The organism is Chitinophaga sp. sic0106, assembly GCF_019219075.1.
In the GTDB taxonomy this organism is placed as follows: Bacteria; Bacteroidota; Bacteroidia; order Chitinophagales; family Chitinophagaceae; genus Chitinophaga.
Genome location: NZ_JAHUWJ010000025.1, coordinates 1 through 17679 on the forward strand (window position 1 = coordinate 1; position 17679 = coordinate 17679).

The 17679-nt window shown below is 43.6% G+C and carries 29 protein-coding genes; all 29 read left to right on the forward strand.

Going from position 1 to position 17679, the window contains the following annotated elements; translation table 11 throughout:
* Nucleotides 1-118: 118 nt before the first annotated feature.
* The 29 genes from KW844_RS25795 (at nucleotide 119) to rpsK (ending at nucleotide 17641) form a co-directional block, all read left to right on the forward strand.
* Entirely contained in the window at nucleotides 119-754 is a 636-nt protein-coding gene (locus tag KW844_RS25795; protein WP_218379673.1) for a polysaccharide deacetylase family protein, read from the forward strand.
* A gap of 276 nt (nucleotides 755-1030) precedes the next feature.
* Nucleotides 1031-1627: a hypothetical protein gene (locus tag KW844_RS25800; protein WP_218379674.1), complete on the forward strand. Its 597-nt coding sequence runs from the start codon at nucleotides 1031-1033 to the stop codon at nucleotides 1625-1627.
* A 1652-nt stretch (nucleotides 1628-3279) separates the two neighbouring features.
* Nucleotides 3280-3585 carry a 30S ribosomal protein S10 gene (gene rpsJ / locus KW844_RS25805; RefSeq protein ID WP_012789286.1) on the forward strand — a complete coding sequence of 102 codons (306 nt, stop codon included), beginning with the start codon at nucleotides 3280-3282 and terminating at the stop codon, nucleotides 3583-3585.
* A gap of 193 nt (nucleotides 3586-3778) precedes the next feature.
* Nucleotides 3779-4396 carry a 50S ribosomal protein L3 gene (gene rplC / locus KW844_RS25810; RefSeq protein WP_218379675.1) on the forward strand — a complete coding sequence of 206 codons (618 nt, stop codon included), beginning with the start codon at nucleotides 3779-3781 and terminating at the stop codon, nucleotides 4394-4396.
* A gap of 1 nt (nucleotide 4397) precedes the next feature.
* Nucleotides 4398-5036 carry a 50S ribosomal protein L4 gene (gene rplD, locus KW844_RS25815; protein ID WP_073083179.1) on the forward strand — a complete coding sequence of 213 codons (639 nt, stop codon included), beginning with the start codon at nucleotides 4398-4400 and terminating at the stop codon, nucleotides 5034-5036.
* Nucleotides 5037-5088: 52 nt separating this feature from the next.
* Entirely contained in the window at nucleotides 5089-5388 is a 300-nt protein-coding gene (gene rplW / locus KW844_RS25820; protein WP_073083182.1) for a 50S ribosomal protein L23, read from the forward strand.
* An 87-nt stretch (nucleotides 5389-5475) separates the two neighbouring features.
* Nucleotides 5476-6309: a 50S ribosomal protein L2 gene (gene rplB, locus KW844_RS25825; RefSeq protein WP_143307698.1), complete on the forward strand. Its 834-nt coding sequence runs from the start codon at nucleotides 5476-5478 to the stop codon at nucleotides 6307-6309.
* Between the two features lie 67 nt (nucleotides 6310-6376).
* Nucleotides 6377-6643: a 30S ribosomal protein S19 gene (rpsS, locus tag KW844_RS25830; RefSeq protein ID WP_111590145.1), complete on the forward strand. Its 267-nt coding sequence runs from the start codon at nucleotides 6377-6379 to the stop codon at nucleotides 6641-6643.
* A gap of 45 nt (nucleotides 6644-6688) precedes the next feature.
* On the forward strand, nucleotides 6689-7036 hold the full coding sequence (rplV, locus tag KW844_RS25835; RefSeq protein WP_073083190.1) for a 50S ribosomal protein L22: 348 nt from the start codon (nucleotides 6689-6691) through the stop codon (nucleotides 7034-7036).
* 58 nt (nucleotides 7037-7094) lie between these two features.
* The gene (gene rpsC / locus KW844_RS25840; protein ID WP_218379676.1) at nucleotides 7095-7868 is read left to right on the forward strand and encodes a 30S ribosomal protein S3; all 774 of its coding nucleotides are present in this window, start codon (nucleotides 7095-7097) and stop codon (nucleotides 7866-7868) included.
* A 55-nt stretch (nucleotides 7869-7923) separates the two neighbouring features.
* Nucleotides 7924-8343: a 50S ribosomal protein L16 gene (gene rplP / locus KW844_RS25845; RefSeq protein ID WP_073083196.1), complete on the forward strand. Its 420-nt coding sequence runs from the start codon at nucleotides 7924-7926 to the stop codon at nucleotides 8341-8343.
* A 69-nt stretch (nucleotides 8344-8412) separates the two neighbouring features.
* Nucleotides 8413-8613 (forward strand): 50S ribosomal protein L29, encoded by a 201-nt coding sequence (gene rpmC, locus KW844_RS25850; protein ID WP_073083198.1) that lies wholly within the window; start codon nucleotides 8413-8415, stop codon nucleotides 8611-8613.
* Nucleotides 8614-8675: 62 nt separating this feature from the next.
* A complete protein-coding gene (gene rpsQ / locus KW844_RS25855; RefSeq protein WP_073083200.1) occupies nucleotides 8676-8936 on the forward strand; it encodes a 30S ribosomal protein S17 in 261 nt (86 codons plus the stop codon).
* A 73-nt stretch (nucleotides 8937-9009) separates the two neighbouring features.
* Nucleotides 9010-9378 carry a 50S ribosomal protein L14 gene (gene rplN / locus KW844_RS25860; RefSeq protein WP_218379677.1) on the forward strand — a complete coding sequence of 123 codons (369 nt, stop codon included), beginning with the start codon at nucleotides 9010-9012 and terminating at the stop codon, nucleotides 9376-9378.
* A 174-nt stretch (nucleotides 9379-9552) separates the two neighbouring features.
* On the forward strand, nucleotides 9553-9891 hold the full coding sequence (gene rplX / locus KW844_RS25865) for a 50S ribosomal protein L24 (RefSeq protein WP_218379678.1): 339 nt from the start codon (nucleotides 9553-9555) through the stop codon (nucleotides 9889-9891).
* On the forward strand, nucleotides 9891-10466 hold the full coding sequence (gene rplE, locus KW844_RS25870; protein WP_218379679.1) for a 50S ribosomal protein L5: 576 nt from the start codon (nucleotides 9891-9893) through the stop codon (nucleotides 10464-10466). Before rplX ends, rplE begins: the two co-directional genes overlap by 1 nt.
* A gap of 13 nt (nucleotides 10467-10479) precedes the next feature.
* Nucleotides 10480-10749: a 30S ribosomal protein S14 gene (gene rpsN / locus KW844_RS25875; protein WP_218379680.1), complete on the forward strand. Its 270-nt coding sequence runs from the start codon at nucleotides 10480-10482 to the stop codon at nucleotides 10747-10749.
* Between the two features lie 104 nt (nucleotides 10750-10853).
* The gene (gene rpsH, locus KW844_RS25880; RefSeq protein ID WP_073083212.1) at nucleotides 10854-11252 is read left to right on the forward strand and encodes a 30S ribosomal protein S8; all 399 of its coding nucleotides are present in this window, start codon (nucleotides 10854-10856) and stop codon (nucleotides 11250-11252) included.
* 128 nt (nucleotides 11253-11380) lie between these two features.
* Nucleotides 11381-11935: a 50S ribosomal protein L6 gene (gene rplF, locus KW844_RS25885; RefSeq protein ID WP_218379681.1), complete on the forward strand. Its 555-nt coding sequence runs from the start codon at nucleotides 11381-11383 to the stop codon at nucleotides 11933-11935.
* Between the two features lie 92 nt (nucleotides 11936-12027).
* Nucleotides 12028-12381 (forward strand): 50S ribosomal protein L18, encoded by a 354-nt coding sequence (rplR, locus tag KW844_RS25890; protein WP_218379682.1) that lies wholly within the window; start codon nucleotides 12028-12030, stop codon nucleotides 12379-12381.
* 50 nt (nucleotides 12382-12431) lie between these two features.
* On the forward strand, nucleotides 12432-12950 hold the full coding sequence (rpsE, locus tag KW844_RS25895; protein WP_073083219.1) for a 30S ribosomal protein S5: 519 nt from the start codon (nucleotides 12432-12434) through the stop codon (nucleotides 12948-12950).
* 93 nt (nucleotides 12951-13043) lie between these two features.
* Nucleotides 13044-13229 carry a 50S ribosomal protein L30 gene (rpmD, locus tag KW844_RS25900; RefSeq protein ID WP_073083222.1) on the forward strand — a complete coding sequence of 62 codons (186 nt, stop codon included), beginning with the start codon at nucleotides 13044-13046 and terminating at the stop codon, nucleotides 13227-13229.
* Nucleotides 13230-13351: 122 nt separating this feature from the next.
* Entirely contained in the window at nucleotides 13352-13798 is a 447-nt protein-coding gene (gene rplO / locus KW844_RS25905) for a 50S ribosomal protein L15 (protein ID WP_073083224.1), read from the forward strand.
* A 78-nt stretch (nucleotides 13799-13876) separates the two neighbouring features.
* The gene (gene secY, locus KW844_RS25910; protein WP_073083227.1) at nucleotides 13877-15220 is read left to right on the forward strand and encodes a preprotein translocase subunit SecY; all 1344 of its coding nucleotides are present in this window, start codon (nucleotides 13877-13879) and stop codon (nucleotides 15218-15220) included.
* A gap of 115 nt (nucleotides 15221-15335) precedes the next feature.
* Complete coding sequence (gene map, locus KW844_RS25915) at nucleotides 15336-16136, forward strand: type I methionyl aminopeptidase (protein ID WP_218379683.1); 801 nt, start codon at nucleotides 15336-15338, stop codon at nucleotides 16134-16136.
* 148 nt (nucleotides 16137-16284) lie between these two features.
* Nucleotides 16285-16503, forward strand: coding sequence for a translation initiation factor IF-1 (gene infA, locus KW844_RS25920; RefSeq protein WP_012789309.1), 219 nt, complete (start codon nucleotides 16285-16287; stop codon nucleotides 16501-16503).
* A 66-nt stretch (nucleotides 16504-16569) separates the two neighbouring features.
* Nucleotides 16570-16686 carry a 50S ribosomal protein L36 gene (gene rpmJ, locus KW844_RS25925; protein WP_073083232.1) on the forward strand — a complete coding sequence of 39 codons (117 nt, stop codon included), beginning with the start codon at nucleotides 16570-16572 and terminating at the stop codon, nucleotides 16684-16686.
* Nucleotides 16687-16746: 60 nt separating this feature from the next.
* Entirely contained in the window at nucleotides 16747-17127 is a 381-nt protein-coding gene (rpsM, locus tag KW844_RS25930) for a 30S ribosomal protein S13 (protein WP_073083235.1), read from the forward strand.
* Nucleotides 17128-17239: 112 nt separating this feature from the next.
* Entirely contained in the window at nucleotides 17240-17641 is a 402-nt protein-coding gene (gene rpsK / locus KW844_RS25935; RefSeq protein WP_073083840.1) for a 30S ribosomal protein S11, read from the forward strand.
* Nucleotides 17642-17679 lie beyond the last annotated feature (38 nt).

The window sequence follows — 17679 nt, forward strand, 5'->3', positions numbered from 1 at the left end:
AAAGGCGCATGGCTATGGAAGTCAGGGATCTGGCAATTGCTCAAATCGTTGTCTTATGTGGCGGAAATCCTGATATTTACTTCAAAACATAAAGAAATGGTCGGAATTTCTTCCGACCATGACTAAGGTAAGGGCTACTTTTTTTGTCACTGCATATTGGGCGCAGCATTTCCCGGAACTGATCCGCAGGATAGCTGCTAACCATGAAATCGCTTCCCATGCTTATTACCACAGCTCTTTTGCAGAGGAAGACCTGGAAGGTTCCAGGCTTGCCCTGCAGGAAATCAGCGGTAGCGTAGTTACCGGATTTCGTATGCCGCGACTACGACCTGTGAGTCAGGACGCCCTCCTGAAGGCGGGTTACGACTATGATTCCTCTGTGAATCCTACCTGGCTGCCAGGCAGGTATAACAACTGGCATGTTCCCCGTACCGTTTTCCGCAGTAATAAGCTGTGGATCATCCCTTCTTCTGTATCTCCTCTTTTCAGATACCCTATCTTCTGGCTGAGTGTGAAAAATGTGCCTTTGTGGATAACAAGGCATTTCAGCAGGCAGGTGCTGCGTAAAGACCCCTATCTCTCTTTTTATTTCCATCCCTGGGAACTCACGGATCTGTCCGGATACCAACTGCCGGCCTATATCAGGAAAGTGAGTGGAGATAAGATGTGCGCTAAGCTGGAAGGATTCCTGTCATTTCTCCAATCCCGTGGTGAATTTTGCACCCATGCTGATCTGCTCGCACAGGTAAAATAAAATTTAACATTTTTTTTGTCTGACATTCAACAACCTGAATGTCAAAACTGTTATTGACTTAAGTTGCTGATTTTATGGAAGCAACGAGTCGGGGCTTTTTGACATTTAAAACCATGCGTGAATGCTTATAGCATTCATTTTCAATAAGTAATAAGAGCCCCTGCTATAAGATCCTGTGAAGAGAGCGATGCGGCAGACATCCTGATTTATTCCTACCTGAAATACTATTTCCATCGTCAATCAGCATGTCATTCATTTTAAATTAAAAATTAGACCATGAAAAAAATTCGTCTCTTAACCCTGGTATTATTGACCCTGATGTTCGGCACGGCAAAGGCACAGATCCAAAAAGGAAATATCATGGTTGGCTCCAGTATTACGGATCTGGGTTTTCTGTTTCAGGACAACAGTACAGTATTTCAATTTAATTTAAACCCTAAAATAGGCTGGTTCATCAAGGATGGGCTGGCTGTGGGTGGATATGTGGACTTCGGTTTACGTACCCAGAAAGATAACGGCTCCGATGTTACCTACGGAATTGGCGGTTTCGCAAGGTATTATATCGAGGATAAGAATGTACGTAAGCTGGAATTCAGCAAACGTACCAGATTCTTTCTGGAAGCAAACGCTGGTTTAGCGGGTCTTAATCCTGCAAATGGTGCATCTACAAACGGTTTGAATCTGGGTCTGTCTCCTGGTTTATCCTATTTTATTACACCAAACATCGGTTTGGATGCGGCCCTGAACTGGAATATCACTGTGGGTGGTGGTAATAGTACTACTGCTAACAGACTTGGTATCAGCCTGGGTTTCCAGATTTTCCTGCCTACTGCTAAAGCAAAGCAGATTTACAAGGAAGAGATGGGTAAATAAGCAGTTGTTTAGTCTGTTATATGAGAATGGTCCTGAAGATTTCTTCAGGACCATTTTCATTTAGGAATCCTTATTACTGGCTGAATGAACAGAATGAACGACACATTGAATAAATGAACATACTGAACGGAAGCAAATTAAACGGAAGCCTTTATTTTAGCGATCTGTCCTGCATCAGGCGGGGTGGTTGGGATTGCTGAAAACCAAGAATAGAGTAGGCGGAATAGATAAAAACTGTTGCTATGCTGAATACTATTTTTATGGCACTGGTAAAGTTCCTGAACACTGTTACTGGTGCACTGTAATTTGCTGCAGGTAGCTCACGTAAGCGGCTACCGGTCCTTAAACCGGGGATTGCCGAAAACCCGCATAAAGAGTAGGCTGACGCAAAATTATTAACACAATGATTGTTGATGCATTAAACACCTTTTTGACAGGTCTGGTGGCACTGCTGGTAAAGGCGCTGGGAGGCTTATAATCCTGCGCCGGGGGTAGCTGAAAACCCGCAATAGAGTAGGCGTTTAACTCTGAAATTACCAACATTATGGCCACATTAAATCAATTGTTGCAACAGTTGGTTGCACTCCTGAAAGCATTACTGGGAGGTCTGTAGTAAACAGCTCCGTGAGGCAGGGACCTAAAGGTGCATAAAATTCCCTTCCTTGTATTATTAGGCCGCTGCGTTCCGTACGCAGCGGTTTTTTTTATTAGGATTACTGATGGAGATGATTTTTGGGGAGAGAGGAGAGTCTGCTAAAATCCTTACTGGCAGGGGAATGAATGAAATGAACAACTGTTGGTAAATGAATAAAATGAACGTATGTCGGGTGGAAATATGCGGTTATTTTCGGGGCCTGATAAAAAAGTTATCAGCTGGGGTAGCCGAAAACCAGGGGAATCAGAGTAGGCGTTTACCTATTAAAACCTTAAACGATGGATTTACTGAATCAACTGCTGGCACTGATCTTAGGATTAGTAAAATCATTACTGGGCGGTATCGGTGGTGGCTTACCTCTGTAAGAGGAGCTACGGGCTGATTTTGCTCTGGTTATTCCACGAGGCTGCTCCGGGAGGGCAGCCTCTTCTTTTTTACCTAGGGGCAAGATATGGCAAAGGGTGCCCGTTTGAGTGTGTAGTAAACTGTGCAAGGGTGGATTTGGAGATGACGATGCCATCGTTTTAAGATCCCTTAAAGCGTAGGAGAACGCCTGGAGCTGAGGGGAATAGCCGTGGCAGGACCCGTTACGTTTCTTCTCTTCATGAGCGCCCACTAATTTATCTGCGGGAAGATTTGCTGACTCCGTTAACTGCATTGGCGGTGCAGTGGCATCTGAATCGGTTGCGAAGTAGATTTTCATCCTTCTGGCAAAAAAGTTGAAAATTTTTTTTGGTTTTCTGAGGGAGGTTTCCCTATATTTGTCAAAACCAGCATGTTAACAAAAACTAAGGCCTAAGCATCACAAAATGAATGCATTCTACAAGGCTCAGGCATGCTAAAAGGCCCTATAACCCCACCTGCTGTGCCAGCAAAGCATGTCTTTTGATGGTCATCTTATATTTTTTTCCGGAGAATTATTTGCCAAATAAAAAGAAAGGGTTACCTTTGCCCTCCCAAATTGTAAAGGGAAAAAACAAAGAGAAGTTCATTGCATATGTCTCAGAGAATAAGAATCAAGCTGAAGTCCTACGATCATAACCTGGTAGATAAGTCTGCTGAGAAGATCGTTAAAACCGTGCGTAACACGGGCGCCGTGGTAACAGGTCCAATTCCTTTACCAACAGAGAAGAAAATTTTTACAGTGCTGCGTAGCCCGCACGTAAACAAGAAAGCGCGCGAGCAGTTCCAGTTGTGTACTCACAAACGTTTACTGGACATTTACACTTCTTCCTCAAGAACTGTAGATGCGCTCAGCAAACTGGATTTACCTTCCGGTGTAGAAGTTGAAATTAAAGCATAGGACAACAGCAAGGCTGGGCAAAAGGCCCGCCTTTAATTGATTTATGGTTACTCTCTGGTTGCCAGTGAGTAACAATTTTAACAAATATAACATAGGTCGCGCCTTCTGGGCGGCCGCCCAATAAATGTATTTAAACCGCCCATCCTGGGGATAGCTAGAAATCCCCCAGGCGCTGGGTAAAATCATATAAAAAATGAAAGGTCTTATTGGTAAAAAGATTGGCATGACCAGTATCTTCGAAGCCAATGGTAAGCAGACTGCCTGCACCATTATCGAAGCTGGTCCCAACGTTGTAACACAGGTAAAAAGCCTGGAATCAGACGGTTACAATGCAATTCAGGTTTCTTTCGGAGAAAAGAAAGAAAAGCACACCACAAAAGCAGAATTGAATCACTTCGCGAAAGCAAGCACCTCCCCTAAACGTTTCGTAAAAGAATTCCGTAACCCGGACGTACAGAAAGCCCTTGGTGAATCTCTCACCTGTGAAATCTTCACAGAAGGTGAAATGATTGACGTTGTGGGTACCTCTAAAGGTAAAGGTTTCCAGGGTGTTGTTAAACGCCACGGATTTAGCGGTGTGGGTGAAGCTACCCACGGTCAGCACGACAGATCCAGAGCTCCTGGTTCCGTTGGTGGATCATCTTATCCTTCCCGCGTTTTCAAGGGTATGAGAATGGCAGGTCAGACAGGTAACGAAAGAGTGAAAGTGAAAGGCCTGAAGATTCTGAAAATATTCCCTGAAAAGAATTATATCCTGGTAAGTGGTTCCGTTCCCGGCCACAATGGTTCAATCGTTTTAATCCAGAAGTAACATGAAGATCGATATCTTAAATATACAAGGTAAGCAAACAGGAAGATCTATCGACCTGCCGGAGGAGATTTTTGGTGTTGAACCCAACAACCACGTAATCTACCTGGCGGTTAAGCAATACCTGGCTGCACAGCGTCAGGGTACTCACAAGGTGAAAACCCGTGCTGAAGTAAAAGGTGCTTCCCGCAAACTGCACAAACAAAAAGGTACTGGTGGTGCCCGTAAAGGTAACATCCGTAACCCTCTCTACAAAGGTGGTGGTACCATCTTCGGACCAAAACCTCACTCCTGGGCTATTAAACTGAACAGAAAAGTGAAAGATCTCGCTAAGATCTCCGCCCTGTCAGTGAAAGCTAAAGAGAACAGCATCATCATTGTTGAGGACCTCGCTATCGAGACACCAAAAACAAAACAATTCGTTGGTATCTTAAAGAACCTGAACATCAACGTTGACGGTAAGAAAACTATGTTTATTACCCCTGAGTACAACGAAAGTGTTTACCTGTCTTTAAGAAACATCCCTACTGTGGACGGTGCAATGCTGAGCGATATCAATACTTATGATATCATGAACAGCAACTACCTGGTATTCACAGAAAGCGCTGCAAAAATCTTCACTGAAGAGCCAGTTGAAGCGTAAGCGGTTGTAAACCAATTAAATAACACAGCTGTAAAGCTATAAGCTATAAAAGATGAGACCATCAGACGTTTTAATCAAACCGGTAGTAACCGAAAAGGTGAATAAGGCGACCGATAAATTTAACCGCTACTACTTCATCGTTGACAAAAAAGCCAACAAACTGGAGATCAAAAAAGCAGTGGAAGATTTTTACGGGGTGAGTGTTGCAGATGTAAACACTGCAGTGATGCCTGGTAAAGCTAAATTCCGCTTTACTAAAGCCGGTTTCATTTCTGGTAAAAAACCGTCTTACAAAAAGGCGATTATTACCCTCGCAGAAGGCGAAACTATAGATCTGTATGCTAACATGTAGTGCCTTTCCGGCCCAATAAGCCGGGATGTGGATGTATATGCAGATCACTAATTATAATTAATTAACAATTAATTTTTTCTGAAAGTAATGGCACTGAAGAAATTTAAACCAATGACAGCGGGTACCCGTTGGAAAATCGGTAACGCTTACGCGGAACTGACTACGGATACTCCGGAAAAAAGCCTCCTCGAGCCTGCTAAGAGAAGCGGCGGTAGAAACGCTCAGGGTAGGATGTCAATGCGCTATATCGGTGGCGGTCACAAAAAACAGTACCGTGTAATCGACTTTAAGCGTGACAAACAAAATATTCCTGCTACAGTTAAAACCATCGAGTACGATCCAAACCGTAGCGCATTCATCGCGCTGGTTTCCTACGCAGATGGTGAAAAACGTTACATCATCGCTCCTCAGGGTCTGCAGGTTGGTGGTACCGTTATCAGCGGTGCTGAAGTTGCACCTGAAGTAGGTAACGCACTGTTGCTGAAAAATATGCCTCTGGGTACTGTTGTTCACAACATCGAACTGCAGCCTGGTAAAGGTGGTGCAATCGCCAGATCTGCTGGTGCTTACGCACAACTGAGCAACAAGGAAGAAAAATATGCAGTACTGAAAATGCCTTCTGGTGAGCTCCGTAAAGTGCTCAACACCTGTATGGCTACTGTAGGTACCGTTTCTAACTCCGATCACGCCCTGCAATCTATCGGTAAAGCAGGTGCTAACCGTTGGAGAGGTATCCGCCCTCGTAACCGAGGCGTTGCGATGAACCCAGTGGATCACCCAATGGGTGGTGGTGAAGGTAAATCTTCAGGTGGTCACCCTAGATCCAGAACAGGTAAATATGCGAAAGGTCTGAAAACCAGAAAACCGCATAAGAGCTCTGATAAACTGATCATCAGCAGAAAGAACGGTAAAAAATTATAATATTTCGGAATTCGGATTCCGGCCTTAAAACCGGAATCCGAAATTGGAAAATCATAAAAGAAACAACATGGCTCGTTCCATAAGAAAAGGTCCTTACGTAGACCAGAAATTGGAGAATAAAGTAGAAAAAATGAACGCAGGCACCAAGCGTACAGTTATCAAAACCTGGAGCCGTCGTTCTACTATCACTCCTGATTTCGTAGGCCACACCTTCGCAGTACACAATGGCAACAAATTTATTCCTGTTTATGTAACGGAATTCATGGTTGGCCATAAACTGGGCGAATTTGCTCCTACCCGTAACTTCAGAGGACACGCTAACAAGAAAATGTAATTATAGTCTGAGTAATCAGACGCTAAATAATAAAAGAAATTAAAAATGGAAGCAGTAGCTAAGCTGAACAATAATCCTACATCTCCCCGCAAAATGCGTTTGCTGGCAGACTTAATCCGCGGTCTGGATGTAGAAAAGGCTTTGAATATTTTGAAATTCCATCCTAAGCACCCAAGCGTACCTTTAGAAAAACTGCTGGTATCTGCTATCGCTAACTGGAAAGTGAAGAACGAAGGTGCAAGGGTAGAAGATGCTAACCTGATTGTTAAAACTATCTTCGTTGACGGTGGCCGCACCCTGAAAAGAATGCGCCCTGCTCCACAAGGTAGAGGTTACAGAATCCGCAAGAGAAGTAACCACGTTACAATCGTAGTGGACGGTAAAAACGCTTAAGTGTTAATACCACAGAGAGAAATTAAAACTATTAATCTAATAGACAAATAACCAGAACATGGGTCAGAAAACAAATCCTATTGGTAACAGGTTAGGTATCATCAGAGGATGGGACTCTAATTGGTATGGCAGCAAGAAAGATTTTGCTACCAAACTGATCGAAGATAACAAGATCAGAACGTATCTGAATGCCCGTATCAACAAAGGTGGCATCTCCAGAGTTGTGATCGAAAGAACTTTAGGTAAGTTGATTATCACTGTTCATACTTCTAAACCTGGTATCATCATAGGTAAAGGTGGAAACGAAGTTGACCGCATCAAAGAAGAACTGAAAAAACTGACAGGTAAAGAAGATGTTCAGATTAACATTCTGGAAATCCGTCGCCCTGAAATGGATGCTAACATCGTTGCCGAAACAATTGCTAAACAAATTGAAAGCCGTATCAACTACAAACGCGCTATCAAAATGGCAATTGCTACCGCACTGAGAATGGGTGCTGAAGGTATCAAAATCAAAGTAAGCGGACGTCTGGGTGGTGCTGAAATTGCCCGTTCCGAAGAAATGAAACAAGGTCGTACTCCATTACATACTTTCCGTATGGACATCGATTACGCTTCCCTGTTCGCATTAACCGTTTACGGTAAAATCGGTATCAAAGTATGGATCTGTAAAGGTGAAGTACTGGGTAAACGTGATCTGAATCCTAACGTACTCACAGGTAAAGAAGGTGATAACCGTGGCGGTGGCCGTGATGATCATCACCGTGGTGGCGAAAGAAGAGATCGTGGTGACAGAAGAGGCGGTGATAACCGTGGCGGTGGTCGCAGATAATATCTGACAGACAACCAGACTTAAACAATTACTATTAACATTAACAATATAGACGATGTTACAGCCAAAAAGAGTGAAACATAGGAAGATGCACAAAGGTCGCATCAAAGGGAACGCTAAAAGAGGCGCAACCCTGTCCTTTGGTACTTTCGGCCTTAAAGCATTAGAACCTAAATGGATCACCGACCGTCAAATCGAAGCTGCTCGTGTTGCTTTGACCAGACACATGAAACGTGAAGGTAACGTTTGGATCCGTATCTTCCCTGATAAACCAATCACCGCTAAACCACTGGAAGTGAGGATGGGTAAAGGTAAAGGTGCTCCAGACCATTGGGCAGCAGTAGTGAAACCAGGTAGAATTCTGTTCGAAGCAGCAGGAGTTCCTTTACAAGTTGCTAAAGAAGCAATGGAACTCGCAGCTCAGAAACTGCCTATCAAAGTGAAATTTGTAACCAGCCGCGACTTCGTTGCATAATCCGCAGGTACACATTTTTAAAACACATTCCAGTCCCCATGGAAATGGGTACTGTTCAAACTCAATACAATGGCAAAAGAAAAGCTGGATCTGAAAGGCCTGAGCGAACAGGAGCTGAAAGAGAAAATCTCTGCTGAGCAACTGCGCTTGAAGAAGATGACATTCGGTCATGCAATCACGCCTATCGAAAATCCAATGAGCATCCGCTCTGTGAGACGCGATATCGCACGCATGAATACCGAACTGCGTAAAAGACAACTGGGCTTCTAATCCTCCTAGTAGTATTAGCATAACATTTAAGGCCTCCCCCGGGAGAGTTAAATATTTCAACAATGACGACCGAAAGAAAATTAAGAAAATCCAGGATTGGTGTGGTGTCCTCTAACAAAATGGATAAAACCATTACTGTTAAAGTGGAACGTAAAGTAAAACACCCGATCTATGGTAAGTTCGTTAAAAAAACTACCAAGTTCATGGCTCATGACGAAAACAATGAGTGCAGCATTGGCGATACCGTGAAAATCGCGGAAATCCGTCCTATGTCTAAGAACAAATGCTGGAGACTGGTAGAAGTAATCGAAAAAGTAAAATAATTATTCTTTGTTTCAAGCTGTGGCCGGCAATCCCGGTTCCAGCCGCTGACTAAACAAAATAAATCTCATTACGATGATACAACAAGAATCAAGGCTGAACGTAGCTGATAACTCTGGTGCTAAAGAAGTTCTTTGCATCCGCGTATTAGGTAACTCCGGTCAGGACTACGCTAGAGTAGGTGATAAAATTGTGGTGACTGTTAAGGATGCAATTCCTGGCGGTGGCGCGAAAAAAGGTATGGTTACTAAAGCCGTAATCGTAAGAACCAAAAATAAATTACGTCGTAAAGACGGTTCTTATATCCGTTTCGATGATAACGCGGTTGTACTGCTGAACAACTCAGACGAACCTCGTGGTACCCGTATTTTCGGTCCGGTTGCCCGTGAGCTCAGAGACAAGGGTTATATGAAAATTATCTCCCTCGCTCCTGAAGTGTTGTAAGACAGATTATTATCGAATTTGGAATTTTGGTGTTTTCAGGCATTTTTCCCCGAAAATCCCAAAATTCCAATATTTGTAAATATTTCTTATCTTTGCAGCCCGTTTGCAAGAACGAAAAAACATTTATCAAGCGAAACAGACGTTTCGCTTGGCGTTTAATAATAAATCAAAGTAATGAAAACTAGATTTAAGCCTAAATTCAACATTAAGAAGGGCGACCTGGTTGCGGTTATCACAGGTGATGACAAGGACAGGACCAAAGCTCGTAAAGTGCTGGAAGTTCAGCCTGACAAAGCCCGCATTATTGTAGAGGGCGTTAATATTATTACCAAACACACCAAACCTACTGCTCAAAATACCAAAGGTGGTATCGTAAAGCAAGAGGCTCCTATCGCTATCTCTAACGTGATGCTGTGGGATGCTAAAACTGGTGCTCCTACCCGTGTGAACAAACAGAGAGAAAACGGTAAATTAGTTCGTATCGCTAAAAAATCAGGGGAGGTAATTAAATAATGGCAAACACTAACTATACTCCGAGACTGCAGACCAAATACAAAAACGAAGTGGTTGCTGCGCTGAAGAAGAAATTCAACTACAAAAGCGTAATGCAGGTACCTCGCCTGACTAAAATCTGCCTGAACCAAGGTATCAACGGTGCTGTAGGTGATAAAAAACTGGTAGACATCGCAGTAGACGAAATGTCTCGTATCGCTGGTCAAAAAGCCATCGCTACCCTGTCTAAAAAGGATATCTCCAACTTTAAGCTCCGTAAGCATATGCCAATCGGTGCTCGCGTTACCCTCCGTGGTGTTAACATGTACGAGTTCCTGGATCGTCTGATCTCAGTTTCCCTGCCACGTGTACGTGACTTCAAAGGTATCAACGAGAAAGCTTTCGACGGTCGTGGTAACTATACCATGGGTGTTACCGAACAGATCATCTTCCCTGAAATCGATATCGATAAAGTGACTAAGATCTCCGGTATGGATATCACTTTCGTGACTACCGCTACCACCAACGAAGAAGCTTACGAGCTGCTGAAAGAAATGGGTATGCCTTTCAGAAACATGAAAAAAGATAATCAGTAAACGATAATATACTATGGCAAAAGAATCCGTAAAAGCCAGACAAAGGAAAAGAGAAGCTATGGTTGCTAAATTTGCAGAAAAACGCGCTGAGCTGAAAGCTGCAGGCGATTACGCTGCTCTGGACCAACTGCCTAAAAACGCTTCTCCTGTTCGTCTGAAAAACAGATGCCAGCTGACCGGTCGTCCTAAAGGATACATGCGTCACTTCGGCCTCTGCAGGAACATGTTCCGCGACCTGGCTCTCGCTGGTAAAATCCCTGGTGTTAGAAAAGCCAGCTGGTAATATTCCCGGTAGCAGTTTAACTGCTCCAAACAATTAAGTTATTTGATTCCCATCTTATACTGATTGGATATCGCATTGTAAAACATCATCAAACTATTTAGACAATGGTTACTGATCCAATAGCAGACTTCCTGACTCGTATCCGGAACGCGCAAATGGCCACCCACAGGATTGTGGAAATTCCGGCTTCCAAGCTGAAAAAACGTATTACCGAAATTCTGTACGATAAAGGTTATATCCTGAAGTACAAATTCGAAGAAGATAACAAACAAGGCGTTATCAAAATCGCTTTGAAGTACGATCTTCAAACAAAAGAACCCGCTATCAAAGAACTGACTCGCGTAAGCCGTCCAGGTCTGCGTCAGTACTCTAAACCAGAAGACTTCAAACGTGTGAAGAATGGTTTGGGTATCGCTATCATCTCTACTTCCAAAGGAGTAATGACTGATAAAGAAGCTAAAGCTCAGAACGTTGGTGGTGAAGTAGTTTGCCACATCTACTAATAAATTCTTTGTTTACCGGTTGGTCCCCAACCGGTAAACTTCGTAGATCACCCGCCATCTAAGCTCACTATACGGCGCTGAAAACGGATGATCGGTACTATAACAATAACAACTTTAAACTTAAAGTTATGTCTCGTATAGGTAAAGCTCCTATCAAACTGGCTGCAGGTGTTACAGTTTCTGTTTCCCCAGCTAACGAAGTAACCGTAAAAGGTCCTAAAGGTGAACTGAAAAGAACCATCGACAGGGATATTAAAGTAGAAGTTGCTGACGGCGTATTAAACGTTGTTCGCCCTACTGACCAGATCCGTCATAAAGCACTGCACGGTTTGTACCGCGCGCTGCTGCAGAACATGGTTACTGGTGTTACTGATGGATTCAAAAAACAACTGGAACTGGTGGGTGTTGGTTACAAAGCCACTCACGCTGGTCAGCTGCTGGATCTCGCACTGGGTTATTCTCACAATATCGTATTCGAAGTTCCTGCTGAACTGAAGGTGTCTACCCTGACTGAAAAAGGTCAGAACCCTAAAATCATGCTGGAAAGTATCGATAAACAACTGCTGGGTCAGGTTGCCGCTAAACTGCGTAGCCTGCGTAAACCTGAGCCTTACAAAGGTAAAGGTGTTCGCTACTCCGATGAGGTTGTACGTAAGAAAGCTGGTAAATCAGCTGGTAAATAAAATATTTAAATTGGCTAATCAGCTCCAAAAAGCTGGTTAGCTGATTTTAACACAATCCCGGCAGCATCGGGATTATAAAACTAAAACTCACAATGAGCACAAAAGTTAACAGGAGACAGAAGATCCGTTACCGCATCCGTAAGAAAATCTCTGGTTCTGCACAGACACCAAGATTCTCTGTATTCCGCAGTAATAGCGATATCTACGTGCAGCTGATCGATGATACCAACGGTACTACCCTGGTTGCTGCATCTTCCCGTGATAAAGATATCGTTGCACAAAAAGGTACCAAATCTGAAAAATCTAAAATGGTAGGTGCTGCAGTAGCTGCTAAAGCAATTGCATTAGGCCTCACCAAATGTGTATTCGACAGAAGCGGTTACTTATACCACGGTCGTATCAAAGCGGTTGCTGAAGGTGCAAGAGAAGGCGGTCTCCAATTTTAATAAAGGGTCCGAATTTTATAATTCTGAACAAGTAATTCTTATAAAATAAAATGGCAAAGAATTCATTCAATAAGGTAAAAGCCGGTGACCTGGAACTGAAAGAGAAAGTTGTGGCGATCAACCGTGTTACTAAAACCACCAAAGGCGGTCGTACTTTCAGCTTCTCCGCCCTGGTTGTAGTAGGTAACGAAAACGGCGTGGTAGGTCATGGTCTGGGTAAAGCTAAAGAAGTACAGCAAGCTATCACTAAAGGTATAGACGATGCTAAAAAGAACCTGATTAAAGTTCCTGTTATGCACGGTACTATCCCTCACGATCAGTTCGCAAAAGAAGGCGCTGCCAAAGTGCTGATTAAACCAGCCGCTCATGGTACTGGTGTAATCGCTGGTGGTTCTATGCGTGCTGTGCTGGAAAGCGCTGGCGTTACCGACGTTCTGGCTAAATCTTTAGGTTCTGCAAACCCACACAACGTGGTAAAAGCTACCTTCAAAGCACTGGGTCTGCTCCGCGAACCAGTTAGCGTAGCTAAAACCAGAACTATCGCTCTGAAAAAAGTATTCAACGGTTAATCTGTTCTCCGAAAGGAGAACCGGTTAAACCCGGAGAAGTGCTAACATATTTTTTAACAATTAAATTACTCCGCCCCCGGCGGATAGGGATTTATGGCAAAGATTAAGATCACTCAGGTGAAAAGTGGTATCGACCGTCCTGAAAGGCAGAAACTGACTTTGAAGGCACTGGGTCTGACTAAAATGCACGCTTCTGTTGAAGTTGAGGCAACTCCTCAGGTCCTGGGTATGGTTACCAAAGTAAACCATCTGGTAAAAGTTGAGCAGGTAAACGGTTAATCACCTAACACTGCTGTGGGATTGTCTGCTGATAATCTTACCTTTACATTTGCAACTTTACAACAGATATTATACATTTAAGCGAGCGGTTAATTTCCGCGCAAGTAAAAAAAATTAACATCATGAATCTGCATTCATTACAGCCTGCACAAGGCTCTGTACATAAAGAGAAACGTCTTGGCCGCGGTGAGGCTTCCGGTAAAGGTGGTACTTCCACAAAAGGTAACAAAGGTATTCAATCCCGCGCTGGTTACTCCAGCAAGAGAGGCTTCGAAGGAGGTCAGATGCCTATCCAGCGCCGTATGCCTAAACGTGGTTTCAAAAATAATAACCGCGAAGAATACCAAATCTTCAACCTGGGCCAAATCGATCACTTAGTTGAAAAATATGGTCTGCAGGAGTTCAATCTGGACAACCTGTTCATGAATGGCCTGATCAACAGAACTGCAAAAGTTAAGATCCTGGCTAACGGTGAACTGAAAAGCAAAGTGACTGTTAAAGTGAACGCTATCAGCGAAAAAGCTAAAACAGCCATCGAAGCAGCAGGTGGATCAGTAGAACTGGTATAAGACTTTACGACTGAGGAGACGCCTACGGAGTAGTGCGTCTTTTCATATTTAATAGCGCTATTAAACCTTTATCTTCCTGTGAAGAAATTTATCGAAACGATCAAGAATATCTGGAGTATTGAGGACCTGCGTAACCGCATCTTAACCACCCTGCTCCTGGTCCTCATCTACCGTGTAGGATCTTATATCACGTTACCTGGTATTGATGCCAACGCTCTCTCCAACTTTTCCAAGAGTTCTAACCAGGGGATTCTGGGGCTGTTCAACATGTTTGCAGGTGGATCGTTTTCAAGGGCTTCCATCTTTGCGCTGGGTATCATGCCTTACATCTCCGCGTCTATCGCTATCCAATTGTTAACGATAGCAGTACCTTATTTCCAGAAATTACAGAAAGAAGGAGAAAGCGGCCGCAAAAAGATCAATCAGTACACCCGAATCCTCACAGTTGTGGTAACTGGATTCCAGGCAAGTGCTTACGTAGCTTATCTGCGTAATCAGTCTGGTGGCGCTATTATCCCTGAGTATGGCACCTTCTTCTTCTGGTTATCTACCACCATCGTTCTCACAGCAGGTACCCTGTTTGTGATGTGGCTCGGTGAGAAAATCACGGATAAAGGTATTGGTAACGGTACTTCCATCATCATCATGATGGGTATTCTCGCCCGCCTGCCTCAGGCTATCCTCGCTGAATTCTCTACTAAAGTAGAAGGTGGCGGCGGTGGTCCGATCCTCTTCCTGATCGAGATTGCCATCTTCATCCTGATCACTGTAGGATTGATCCTTCTGGTACAAGGAACCCGCAAAATTCCAGTTAACTACGCAAAACGCATTGTAGGTAATAAACAATATGGTGGTGTACGTCAGTTCATCCCGCTGAAAGTGAATGCTGCCGGTGTAATGCCGATCATCTTCGCCCAGGCTATCATGTTTATTCCTGCCACCGTTATCGGTTTTGCCACTTCTTCAGAAAGTGCTTCCAGCTTTATCCGTATTTTCTCTGATCATACGAATGGCTGGTACAACGTGATCTACGGTGTGTTAGTAATTGTATTTACTTATTTCTATACTGCACTCATTTTCAATCCAACCCAAATGGCGGATGAAATGAAGCGCAATAACGGCTTCATCCCTGGTGTTAAACCAGGTACCGCTACTGCTGATTACATCGGCGCGGTAATGGACCGTATCACGTTGCCTGGTGCATTCTTCCTGGCGCTTGTAGGTATTCTTCCAGGTGTTGCTGCCGCTTTCCGCGTAAACAGCAACTTCGCCACCTTCTTTGGTGGTACCTCCCTCCTCATCATGGTGGGTGTTATCCTGGATACCCTGCAGCAGATCGAAAGCCAGCTGCTCATGCGTCATTACGACGGCTTAATGAGCACCGGCCGTATCAAAGGCAGAACAGCTCCGGCAAACGCTTAAGCTATCATCAGGCTGCTCGCAAGGGCATAGAAATAAACATAGCCACAGAAGCATAAACCCTTTTTTATGCTTTAGTGGCTATGTTATTTAACTGTCAGGTTAGAAAAAGATTGTTATGATTCAATATAAAACAAAAGAAGAGATAGAACTCATCCGCAAAAGTGCCCTGCTCCTGAGCGATGCACTGGCAGAAGTAGCGCGTACCATTAAACCCGGTATGTCTACCCTGGAAGTGGATGCAGTGGCCGACAGGTACATTGTTGAACATGGCGCTACTCCTTCCTTCAAAAACTATAAAGGTTTCCCTGCTGCCTGCTGCATCTCCGTTAACGAGGCAGTAGTACACGGTATTCCTGATAAATATGTGCTGAAAGACGGCGATATCGTGACGGTGGATTGTGGGGTGTTTATGAACGGTTTCCATGCCGACAGCGCCTACACCTTTGCCATCGGTAACGTGGCAGAAAATATCCTTCGCCTGATGGGAGCTACCAAAGCCTCCTTGTATAAAGGTATTGAGAAAGCGATCGTAGGTAACCGTATCGGTGACATCTCCTACGCTATCCAGGAATATACTGAAAAGGAGAGAGGCTACGGCGTGGTAAGAGAACTGGTAGGTCATGGCCTGGGTCGTCACCTGCACGAAGATCCTCAGGTGCCAAACTATGGTAAACGCGGTAGTGGACCTGTAATGAAAGAAGGGCTGGTCATCGCCATCGAACCTATGATAAACCTGCGCTCCAAAGACGTGGAATACCTGGAAGATGGCTGGACGGTTGTCACCAGAGATAACAGCGCTTCCGTGCATTTTGAGCATACGGTGGCTGTTGGGAAAGGAAAAGCGGATATTTTATCCAATTTTGCAGAGATCGAAAAGGCGGAAAAAAATAACCCAGAATTGAATACAAACTATTAATTATAAATAGAATACCTATTCATAATAAGTAGAATTTAATAAAAAAGGCGATAGGATTAGATTAAAAGACTGGCAATAGTAATAATAATCCGGGGAAATTTTTCTATTTCAAAAGATAATCGCTATCTTTGCAGTCCTAAAAATTTTTATGGCAAAACAGGCACTCATTAAGCAGGATGGAATAATATTAGAAGCCTTATCAAACGCTATGTTCCGTGTAAAACTGGAAAACGGGCACGAGATTCTGGCCACCATTTCTGGAAAGATGAGAATGCACTACATCCGCATTCTGCCAGGAGACAAGGTGGGGGTTGAAATGAGCCCGTACGATTTGTCAAGAGGCCGTATAATTTTCAGATACAAATAAGCGCGGGAGTAACGGTGAAGTCCGGAGAGACAAGTTTTAAATATAACCTTTTATAAATAAATCATCATGAAGGTAAGAGCTGCAATCAAAAAAAGAAGTGCGGATTGTAAAATAGTTCGTAGAAAAGGTGTTCTGTTGGTGATCAACAAAAAGAACCCTCGCTTCAAACAACGTCAGGGGTAATTCAATTTCTTGACGGAATTTGATTTTTTAATCAGAATCATATAAAAATAAAATAGAAATATGGCACGTATAGCCGGTATAGATCTTCCTAAAAATAAAAGAGGAGAAATTGGCCTCACCTATATTTTCGGTATAGGCCGTTCTACCGCCCAATATATCCTGAACAAGGCGGAAATTGATGTAAACAAAAAAGTGAAGGATTGGAACGATGATGAACAAGCTGCCATCCGTAACATTATCAACGGCGAGTTTAAGGTAGAGGGTCAGCTGCGTTCTGAGGTGCAAATGAATATCAAGCGTCTGCTGGATATCGCTTGTTACCGTGGTCTGCGTCACAGGAAAGGTTTACCGGTAAGAGGTCAGCGTACTCGTACCAACAGCCGTACTCGTAAGGGTAAACGTAAGACAGTGGCTGGTAAGAAAAAAGCAACTAAGAAATAATAAATAAAATCCCAGGTTGAAATCCCGAATTCCAAGGTGAGGGGGTTTCAAGTGACACAATTGTTGTGTTGATTTGGGATCTGGATTTCAATATTTGGAATTTAATATCATTATGGCAAAAGCAACTAATACAAAAACTGCTGCTAATAAAAAGAGAGTAGTAAAGGTAGATAACTACGGAGATGTTCATATCTCTGCTAGCTTTAACAATATCATTGTAAGCATTACCAATAAGCACGGTCAGGTTATCTCCTGGTCTTCCGCTGGTAAAATGGGCTTCAGAGGTTCTAAAAAGAACACTCCATACGCAGCTCAGCTGGCTGCACAGGATGCTGCTAAAGTTGCTATGGACGCCGGTCTGAAAAGAGCAGACGTATTTGTGAAAGGTCCGGGTGCTGGTCGTGAGAGCGCTATCCGTGCTATCGCAAACTCTGGTATCGAAGTGAGCATGATTAAAGACGTAACTCCTCTGCCTCATAACGGTTGCCGTCCTCCTAAGAAAAGAAGAGTGTAGGAATATATTATTACAGATTCCAGATACTGGTCAGGATA

Coding starts and splice junctions, on each gene's coding strand:
- KW844_RS25800 (WP_218379674.1), top strand. CDS start 1,031: ATGAAAAAAATTCGTCTCTTAACCCTGGTATTATTGACCCTGATGTTC.
- rpmD (WP_073083222.1), top strand. CDS start 13,044: ATGGCAAAGATTAAGATCACTCAGGTGAAAAGTGGTATCGACCGTCCT.
- KW844_RS25795 (WP_218379673.1), top strand. CDS start 119: ATGACTAAGGTAAGGGCTACTTTTTTTGTCACTGCATATTGGGCGCAG.
- rplR (WP_218379682.1), top strand. CDS start 12,028: ATGAGCACAAAAGTTAACAGGAGACAGAAGATCCGTTACCGCATCCGT.
- rplW (WP_073083182.1), top strand. CDS start 5,089: ATGAGACCATCAGACGTTTTAATCAAACCGGTAGTAACCGAAAAGGTG.
- map (WP_218379683.1), top strand. CDS start 15,336: ATGATTCAATATAAAACAAAAGAAGAGATAGAACTCATCCGCAAAAGT.
- rpsS (WP_111590145.1), top strand. CDS start 6,377: ATGGCTCGTTCCATAAGAAAAGGTCCTTACGTAGACCAGAAATTGGAG.
- rpsE (WP_073083219.1), top strand. CDS start 12,432: ATGGCAAAGAATTCATTCAATAAGGTAAAAGCCGGTGACCTGGAACTG.
- rplP (WP_073083196.1), top strand. CDS start 7,924: ATGTTACAGCCAAAAAGAGTGAAACATAGGAAGATGCACAAAGGTCGC.
- rplC (WP_218379675.1), top strand. CDS start 3,779: ATGAAAGGTCTTATTGGTAAAAAGATTGGCATGACCAGTATCTTCGAA.
- rpsC (WP_218379676.1), top strand. CDS start 7,095: ATGGGTCAGAAAACAAATCCTATTGGTAACAGGTTAGGTATCATCAGA.
- rplV (WP_073083190.1), top strand. CDS start 6,689: ATGGAAGCAGTAGCTAAGCTGAACAATAATCCTACATCTCCCCGCAAA.
- rpmJ (WP_073083232.1), top strand. CDS start 16,570: ATGAAGGTAAGAGCTGCAATCAAAAAAAGAAGTGCGGATTGTAAAATA.
- rplO (WP_073083224.1), top strand. CDS start 13,352: ATGAATCTGCATTCATTACAGCCTGCACAAGGCTCTGTACATAAAGAG.
- rpmC (WP_073083198.1), top strand. CDS start 8,413: ATGGCAAAAGAAAAGCTGGATCTGAAAGGCCTGAGCGAACAGGAGCTG.
- rpsJ (WP_012789286.1), top strand. CDS start 3,280: ATGTCTCAGAGAATAAGAATCAAGCTGAAGTCCTACGATCATAACCTG.
- rplX (WP_218379678.1), top strand. CDS start 9,553: ATGAAAACTAGATTTAAGCCTAAATTCAACATTAAGAAGGGCGACCTG.
- rpsH (WP_073083212.1), top strand. CDS start 10,854: ATGGTTACTGATCCAATAGCAGACTTCCTGACTCGTATCCGGAACGCG.
- rplN (WP_218379677.1), top strand. CDS start 9,010: ATGATACAACAAGAATCAAGGCTGAACGTAGCTGATAACTCTGGTGCT.
- rplF (WP_218379681.1), top strand. CDS start 11,381: ATGTCTCGTATAGGTAAAGCTCCTATCAAACTGGCTGCAGGTGTTACA.
- rpsK (WP_073083840.1), top strand. CDS start 17,240: ATGGCAAAAGCAACTAATACAAAAACTGCTGCTAATAAAAAGAGAGTA.
- rpsM (WP_073083235.1), top strand. CDS start 16,747: ATGGCACGTATAGCCGGTATAGATCTTCCTAAAAATAAAAGAGGAGAA.
- rplE (WP_218379679.1), top strand. CDS start 9,891: ATGGCAAACACTAACTATACTCCGAGACTGCAGACCAAATACAAAAAC.
- infA (WP_012789309.1), top strand. CDS start 16,285: ATGGCAAAACAGGCACTCATTAAGCAGGATGGAATAATATTAGAAGCC.
- rpsQ (WP_073083200.1), top strand. CDS start 8,676: ATGACGACCGAAAGAAAATTAAGAAAATCCAGGATTGGTGTGGTGTCC.
- rplD (WP_073083179.1), top strand. CDS start 4,398: ATGAAGATCGATATCTTAAATATACAAGGTAAGCAAACAGGAAGATCT.
- rpsN (WP_218379680.1), top strand. CDS start 10,480: ATGGCAAAAGAATCCGTAAAAGCCAGACAAAGGAAAAGAGAAGCTATG.
- rplB (WP_143307698.1), top strand. CDS start 5,476: ATGGCACTGAAGAAATTTAAACCAATGACAGCGGGTACCCGTTGGAAA.